The following is a 7,670-nucleotide window of genomic DNA, read 5'->3' as shown; positions in this document are numbered from 1 at the left end:
CCGCCCTGGACCGCCTCAACGCCCTCGCCGCGGCCGCCGCCCCGCCCGCGCCGCGCGCCGTGCGCACCGAGACCGGCGCGCTCGTCCGGGTGTTGAGCGGCGAACCGGAGTGCCGCGCCCTGCTCGCCGCGGTCGCCCGCGACGCGGTCGACCTGCTCACCGACCCCGTCGCCCGCACCCTGCTGCGGCAGTGCGAGAGCGACGACTGCCACCGCTGCTACCTCGACACCTCCCGCGGACGACGCCGCCGTTGGTGCTCCAGCGAGGTCTGCGGCAACCGCGAACGCGTCGCCCGGCACCGCCGCCGGCATCCCGGAAAAAATAATTCCGCCGTGCGTTGAGCAGAATCCGGCCCCGCCGCGTACCTGAGGAGGACAGCAGTCCGACAGGGTCTCGACCGGGAGGTTCAGCGTGCGCAAGGATGCCGCCGTGGCCGATGACCGTCCGCAGAGGGCCCGGCATCGTGGCAGCCCCGCACATCTCCAGCCCTCCGTCCCCGACGAGGAGTTGATGCGGGCGCTGTACCGCGAGCACGCCGGGCCCCTGCTCGCCTATGTACTGCGCCTCGTCGCCGGCGATCGCCAGCGCGCCGAGGACGTCGTACAGGAGACGCTCATCCGTGCCTGGAAGAACGCCGGCAGCCTGGGCCAGGCCACCGGTTCCGTCAGACCCTGGCTGGTGACGGTCGCCCGGCGCATCGTCATCGACGGTCACCGCAGCCGGCAGGCCCGGCCGCAGGAGGTCGACGCGTCACCGCTGGAGGTCATGCCCGCGGAGGACGAGATCGACAAGGCGTTGTGGCTCATGACCCTCTCGGACGCGCTCGACGATTTGACCCCGGCTCACCGGGAAGTGTTGGTCGAGACGTACTTCAAGGGGCGTACCGTCAACGAGGCGGCCGAGACGCTCGGCATACCCGCCGGGACAGTGCGTTCCCGGGTCTTCTACGCACTGCGTTCGATGAAGCTCGCTCTGGAGGAGAGGGGGGTCTCGGTATGACCGCGTACGACAGCGGACCGGCGTACGACCAGGAGTCGCCGCACGACGCCGTCGGCGCGTACGTGCTCGGCGTGCTCGACGACGCGGACGCGACCGCCTTCGAGGCCCATCTCGCCGGCTGCGAGCGGTGCGCCGCGCATCTGGAGGAGTTCGCCGGGCTCGAACCGATGCTGGCGATGCTCGCCGAGGGCCCCGGCCCCGCCGCCGTCCCCGAACCCCGCAGCGGCGAGCCCGAGGGCATAGACCCGTACGCGGAGGACGCCTTCGACGCCTTCGCGCCGCGCCCGCCCGCGCCCCCGCCCGTCCTCCCGCGCCTCGGCGTCGTCGAGCCGCCCGTCGCTCCCCGGCCCGAGCTGCTCGACCGGCTCGTCGACGAGGTCGCGGCCAAGCGCGCCCAGCGCCGCCGCCGCACCCGCTACCTGATCGCCGCGGCCGCCGCGCTGATCATCGGCGGACCCGCCGTCGCCGTCGTCGCCACCTCCGGCGGCACGACCAGCAATGTCGCCGACCCGCACCCGACCAGCCCTGCCGAGGACGCCTTCTTCCACCACATGGAGGAGAAGATCGAGGCGACCGACGCGACCACCAAGGTCAGCGCCACCGTCGGCATGGAGAAGAAGGGCTGGGGCACCCACACGGTCCTGGAGCTCAAGAACGTCAAGGGCCCGCTGAAGTGCACCCTCGTCGCCGTGTCCAAGACCGGCGAGGAGGAGATCGTCACCTCCTGGGCCGTCCCGAAGTGGGGCTACGGCATCCCGGACAGCCCGAACGAGTCCGCGAAGAACCCGCTGTACGTGCACGGCGGCGCGGCCATGGACCGGGACCAGATCGACCGCTTCGAGGTCAGGACCTTCGACGGCGACCGTCTCGTGGAGGTCGACGCCTGACACAACCGGCCACCGTGGCGTACGCTCGACGGCTGCCCAGTGCACGTTGAGAAGGGGGCCTCGGTGGCCGCGCAGGAAGCCGACGGTGTGGTCGACACGGTCCGGGACCGCGAGATCGGTATCGAACAGGAACACCTGGACCGGGTGTATCACCGTCTCGAGGAGAAGATCCACGAGGCGGAGTTCCTGATGAACGACGCCGCGAAGCGGGGACAGGTCGGCACGCCCGGCGCGCTCGCCGAGCGCGACGCCCAGGTGTTCCGGGCCGGAATCCATCTGAACCGGCTCAACAACGAGTTCGAGGACTTCCTCTTCGGCCGGATCGACCTGCTGTACGGCAAGGACGGCAAGAAAGGCCCAGACGGCGCGTACACCTCCGTCGAGCCCGCCGACGACGCGGTGCTCCCGGACAACACCGCCGAGATCGGCGAGACCCTGCACATCGGCCGGATCGGCGTCCTCGACTCCGACTACGCCCCGCTCGTCATCGACTGGCGGGCCCCGGCCGCCGCCCCGTTCTACCGCTCCACGCCGGTCGAACCCGGCCGGGTGGTGCGCCGCCGGGTCATCCGCTCCAAGGGCCGCAGGGTGCTCGGCGTCGAGGACGACCTGATGCGCCCCGAGCTGACCGCCCGGCTGAACGGCGAGGAGCTGCCCGCCATCGGCGACGGCGCGCTGATGGCCGCGCTCGGCCAGGCCCGCAGCCACACCATGCGGGACATCGTCTCCAGCATCCAGGCCGAGCAGGACCTGGTCATCCGCGCGCCCGCCGCCTCCGTCACGTACGTGGAGGGCGGCCCCGGCACCGGCAAGACCGCCGTGGCGCTGCACCGGGCCGCGTACCTGCTCTACCAGGACCGGCGGCGCTACGCGGGCGGCATCCTGATCGTCTCCCCGACCCCGCTGCTCGTCTCGTACACCGAGGGCGTGCTGCCCTCGCTCGGCGAGGAGGGCCAGGTCGCGATCCGCGCGGTCGGCTCGCTCGTCGACGGCGTCGAGGCCACCGCGTACGACGAGCCCGCCGTCGCCCGGGTCAAGGGCTCGTCCCGGATGCTCAAGGTGCTGCGCAAGGCGGCCCGGGGGGCCCTGGAGGGCCCGCAGCAGGCCGCCGGGCCCGCGTCCGGGCAGCTCGCCCTCGGCGAGGAGCCCGCGGCCGTCCCCGGCACGCCCAGCCGGTTGCGCGTCGTCGCCTTCGGCCGCCGCCTGGAGCTGGAGGCCGACGAGCTCCAGCGCATCCGCAACAACGTGCTGAGCGGCACCGCCCCGGTCAACCTGCTGCGCCCGCGCGCCCGCCGGCTGCTGCTCGACGCCCTGTACGCCAAGTCCGGCGCAGGCACCCGGCACACCGACCCCGAGCTCGCCGCCGAGCTGCGGTCCTCCTTCGACGAGGACGTCTCCACCGAGGACAGCTTCCTCGGCTTCCTGAACGCCTGGTGGCCGGAACTCACCCCTCGCGGGGTCCTCGACGCCATGGCCGACGAGAGGCGGCTGGGCCGCTGGGCGCGCCGGGTGCTCAACCCGGGCGAGGTCCGCCGGCTGGCCCGCTCGCTGCGCCGGGACGGGTACTCGGTCCACGACGTGGCGCTCCTGGACGAGCTGAACACGCTCCTCGGCGCCCCGGCCCGCCCGCGCAGGCGGCGCGAGCTGGACCCGCTGGACCAGCTCTCGGGCCTGGAGGAGCTGATGCCGGTCCGCGAGGAGACCCAGTACGAGCGGGCCGAGCGGCTGGCCGCCGAGCGCACCGAGTACGCGCACGTGATCGTCGACGAGGCGCAGGACCTGACGCCCATGCAGTGGCGGATGATCGGCCGCCGCGGCCGGCACGCCACCTGGACGATCGTCGGCGACCCGGCCCAGTCGTCCTGGTCGACCCCGGACGAGGCCGCCGAGGCCCGGGACGAGGCGCTGGGCGCCCGGCCGCGCCGCCGCTTCGAGCTGACCGTGAACTACCGCAACCCGGCCGAGATCGCCGAGCTGGCGGCCAAGGTCCTGGCGCTCGCGATGCCCGGCAAGGAGTCCCCGCGCGCGGTCCGCTCGACCGGCGTGGAGCCCCGGTTCGTGGCGGTGGCGGAGCGGGACGGCCTGGCCGGAACCGTGCATGCGGAGGCGGCGCGGCTGCTCGACCGGGTGGACGGAACGGTCGGCGTCGTGGTGGCGATGAACCGCCGCGAGCAGGCCGCCCGGCTCCTGGCCGACCTGGGCGACCGGGTGGTGGCGCTCGGCTCCCTGGAGGCCAAGGGCCTGGAGTACGACGCCACGGTGGTCGTCTCGCCCGCGGAGATCGCGGACGAGTCCCCGGCCGGCCTGCGGGTGCTGTACGTGGCGCTCACCCGGGCGACGCAGCAGCTCACGGTGGTCTCCGGACCGCGCGACGTGCCGGACGCGGACGGCGTCCCGGACCTGCTGAGGGACTGAGCCGGACGGACGGTTCCGCGGCGTTTTCCGGTCAGGCTGCGCCGCTGGAATCACTTGTCGGGGTGGTTTGTTAGCCTGTCTGTGGCACCGGCTCGATCCAAGCCCCCGGGCCCAACCTTCGTCCCTCAGAGGGACCACTTGCCGCGAGGCGAGCATGGCGGGTCGGTGCCACCCAGACGGTCTAGTACGTATGCACAAAGTTGAGGCCCCTGTCACCAGTGGTGACAGGGGCCTCTTCTGTTCTTCCTCCAGTTCTCGTATGGTGGAAACTACTTTCCGAAAACAAAATGACCGCATTACCTGCTACCCGCTGGTAGGTGCGACGATCGGAGGGCGCCGCCCGGCGACCAGCCGGGCAGGCGTAGCAACGAAGCTAGGGAAAGCAGAGGAACCCGGCATGGCAACGGCGCCCAGCGTCTCGTACTCGATGACGGTCCGTCTCGAGGTACCGGCGAGCGGGACCGCGGTCTCCCAGCTCACCACCGCGGTCGAGTCCTCCGGCGGTTCCGTCACCGGCCTCGACGTGACCGCCTCCGGCCACGAGAAGCTGCGCATCGACGTCACCATCGCGGCGACCTCCACCACCCACGCGGACGAGATCGTCGAGAAGCTCAAGAACATCGAGGGCGTCACCCTCGGCAAGGTCTCCGACCGTACGTTCCTGATGCACCTCGGCGGCAAGATCGAGATGGCGTCCAAGCACCCCATCCGCAACCGCGACGACCTCTCGATGATCTACACCCCGGGCGTGGCCCGGGTCTGCATGGCGATCGCCGAGAACCCCGAGGACGCCCGCCGGCTCACCATCAAGCGCAACTCGGTCGCCGTGGTGACCGACGGCTCCGCCGTGCTCGGCCTCGGCAACATCGGCCCCATGGCCGCGCTGCCTGTCATGGAGGGCAAGGCGGCCCTGTTCAAGCGCTTCGCCGGCATCGACGCCTGGCCCATCTGCCTGGACACCCAGGACACCGACGAGATCGTCGCGATCGTGAAAGCCATCGCCCCGGGCTTCGCCGGCATCAACCTGGAGGACATCTCCGCGCCGCGCTGCTTCGAGATCGAGGCGCGGCTCCGCGAGGCCCTCGACATCCCCGTCTTCCACGACGACCAGCACGGCACCGCCATCGTCGTGCTCGCCGCGCTGACCAACGCGCTGCGCGTGGTCGGCAAGGGCATCGGCGACGTACGGGTCGTCATGTCCGGTGCCGGCGCGGCCGGTACGGCCATCCTGAAGCTGCTCATCGCGGCCGGTGTGAAGCACGCCGTCGTCGCCGACATCCACGGCGTCGTGCACGCGGGCCGCGAGGACCTGGTCGACGCCGCCCCCGGCACCCCGCTGCGCTGGATCGCCGACAACACCAACCCGGAGGGCGTCACCGGCACCCTCAAGCAGGCCGTCGTCGGTGCAGACGTCTTCATCGGCGTCTCGGCCCCGAACCTGCTGGGCGCGCAGGACGTGGCGGCGATGGCGGACGGTGCGATCGTGTTCGCGCTCGCGAACCCGGACCCGGAGGTCGACCCGGCCGCGGCCCGGCTGCACGCGGCCGTCGTGGCCACCGGGCGCTCGGACTTCCCGAACCAGATCAACAACGTGCTGGTCTTCCCGGGCGTCTTCCGTGGTCTGCTGGACGCTCAGTCCCGCACCGTGAACACCGAGATGATGCTGGCCGCGGCCACCGCCCTCGCGGACGTCGTCACCGAGGACGAGCTCAACCCGAACTACATCATCCCGTCGGTCTTCAACGAGAAGGTCGCCGGAGCGGTCGCGGGCGCGGTGCGCACCGCCGCGAAGGCGGCCGGCGCGGGGACCGAGACCTCGGCGAACGGATTCTGACGGCTCGCCGAACGGGTTCTGACGGCGCGTCGCGAGTCGCCGCACCGCAGACCCGCCTCTAGGGTTGCTGTTCGGCTCCGCAGCGTCTTCGCGGAGTCGACGCAACGTCATCGCGAAGGGCCCCTGGCGCTTTTCGTGTGACCCCGGAGGGTGCCGGATTGGCGTTCCCGCCGCTGGTGGGGGCAGGATGCCTATTCGGGCGCGAGGGTCTGACAGCAGACCCGGGTCCGGGGACTGTCCGAGGGCCCTGGCAGCATCGGCTTCGCTGTGCCCAACATGCGGCTCCGCCGCGTGGCCCGCCTCACAGGCAAGAAGAACACGGGAGTAACAACATGAACCGCAGTGAGCTGGTGGCCGCCCTGGCCGACCGCGCCGAGGTGACCCGCAAGGACGCCGACGCCGTGCTGGCCGCGCTCGCCGAGACTGTCGGCGAGGTCGTCGCCAAGGGCGACGAGAAGGTCACCATCCCCGGCTTTCTGACCTTCGAGCGCACCCACCGTGCCGCTCGCACCGCGCGTAACCCGCAGACCGGCGACCCGATCAACATCCCGGCCGGCTTCAGCGTGAAGGTCTCCGCGGGCTCGAAGCTCAAGGAAGCCGCCAAGGGCAAGTAAGCGCCCCGCAGGCAGCTCAGAAGGGCGGCCACCCTGTCAGGGGGTGGCCGCCCTTCGGCGTACACGGCTCCCGAGCGCGCCCGTACGCCCGTACGACGCACGAAAGGGCCGACCCCCGCCGTTTGGGTGGGAGTCGGCCCTTCCGTCGCTCTGAGGGCCCCTCAGGCGCGCGCTGGACCAGCGTGGTGAGTCTGGGCTGGACCAGCGTGCTGCCCGGGAGCTCCACCTTCGCGCCGAGCTCTACCAGCTTCTGAGTCGTCCAGCGGGCGTTACACCAGCGTGCTGCCCGGGAGCTCTACCTTCGCGCCGAGCTCCACCAGCTTCTGCATGAAGTTCTCGTAGCCGCGGTTGATCAGGTCGATGCCGTGGACCCGGGACGTGCCCTGGGCCGCCAGGGCGGCGATCAGGTACGAGAAGCCGCCGCGGAGGTCCGGGATGACCAGGTCGGCGCCCTGGAGCTTCGTGGGGCCGGAGACGACCGCCGAGTGCAGGAAGTTGCGCTGGCCGAAGCGGCAGTTCGAGCCGCCCAGGCACTCGCGGTACAGCTGGATGTGAGCACCCATCTGGTTCAGTGCCGAGGTGAAGCCGAGGCGGGACTCGTAGACCGTCTCGTGGATGATCGACAGGCCCGTGGCCTGGGTGAGCGCGACCACCAGAGGCTGCTGCCAGTCCGTCTGGAAGCCCGGGTGCACGTCGGTCTCGAGCGCGATGGACTTCAACTGGCCGCCGGGGTGCCAGAAGCGGATGCCCTCGTCGTCGATCTCGAAGGCACCGCCCACATTCCGGTAGGTGTTCAGGAACGTCATCATCGAGCGCTGCTGGGCGCCGCGGACGTAGATGTTGCCCTCGGTCGCCAGCGCGGCGGACGCCCAGGAGGCGGCCTCCAGGCGGTCCGGCAGGGCGCGGTGGTTGTAGCCGCCG

Annotated in this window: 7 protein-coding genes; 6 read left to right on the top strand and 1 reads right to left on the bottom strand. The window is 71.5% G+C overall.

Features of this window, described 5'->3' with window-relative positions; translation table 11 throughout:
- The 6 genes from VIU94_RS12675 to VIU94_RS12650 all read left to right on the top strand — a co-directional run.
- On the top strand, window positions 1–341 hold a 341-nt coding region (locus tag VIU94_RS12675), incomplete at its 5' end, for a CGNR zinc finger domain-containing protein (RefSeq protein WP_331910776.1).
- Between the two features lie 70 nt (window positions 342–411).
- Window positions 412–999 (top strand): sigma-70 family RNA polymerase sigma factor, encoded by a 588-nt coding sequence (locus VIU94_RS12670; protein ID WP_331910774.1) that lies wholly within the window; start codon window positions 412–414, stop codon window positions 997–999.
- Window positions 996–1,886 carry an anti-sigma factor family protein gene (locus VIU94_RS12665; protein ID WP_331910772.1) on the top strand — a complete coding sequence of 297 codons (891 nt, stop codon included), beginning with the start codon at window positions 996–998 and terminating at the stop codon, window positions 1,884–1,886. Before VIU94_RS12670 ends, VIU94_RS12665 begins: the two co-directional genes overlap by 4 nt.
- Window positions 1,887–1,949: 63 nt before the next feature.
- Complete coding sequence (locus VIU94_RS12660) at window positions 1,950–4,301, top strand: HelD family protein (RefSeq protein WP_331910770.1); 2,352 nt, start codon at window positions 1,950–1,952, stop codon at window positions 4,299–4,301.
- Between the two features lie 397 nt (window positions 4,302–4,698).
- Window positions 4,699–6,135 (top strand): NAD-dependent malic enzyme, encoded by a 1,437-nt coding sequence (locus tag VIU94_RS12655; RefSeq protein ID WP_331910768.1) that lies wholly within the window; start codon window positions 4,699–4,701, stop codon window positions 6,133–6,135.
- A gap of 332 nt (window positions 6,136–6,467) precedes the next feature.
- Window positions 6,468–6,749 (top strand): HU family DNA-binding protein, encoded by a 282-nt coding sequence (locus VIU94_RS12650; RefSeq protein WP_331910766.1) that lies wholly within the window; start codon window positions 6,468–6,470, stop codon window positions 6,747–6,749.
- Window positions 6,750–7,018: 269 nt separating this feature from the next.
- Here the strand turns inward: VIU94_RS12650 and VIU94_RS12645 are convergent.
- A partial coding sequence (locus tag VIU94_RS12645) for a carboxyvinyltransferase (RefSeq protein WP_524540629.1) occupies window positions 7,019–7,670 on the bottom strand: 652 nt, incomplete at its 5' end.

The organism is Streptomyces sp. (assembly GCF_036566765.1).
Taxonomy (GTDB): Bacteria; Actinomycetota; Actinomycetes; order Streptomycetales; family Streptomycetaceae; genus Streptomyces.
The sequence above is the reverse complement of the archived record's forward strand: the minus strand, read 5'-3'. Positions and strand labels throughout refer to the sequence as shown.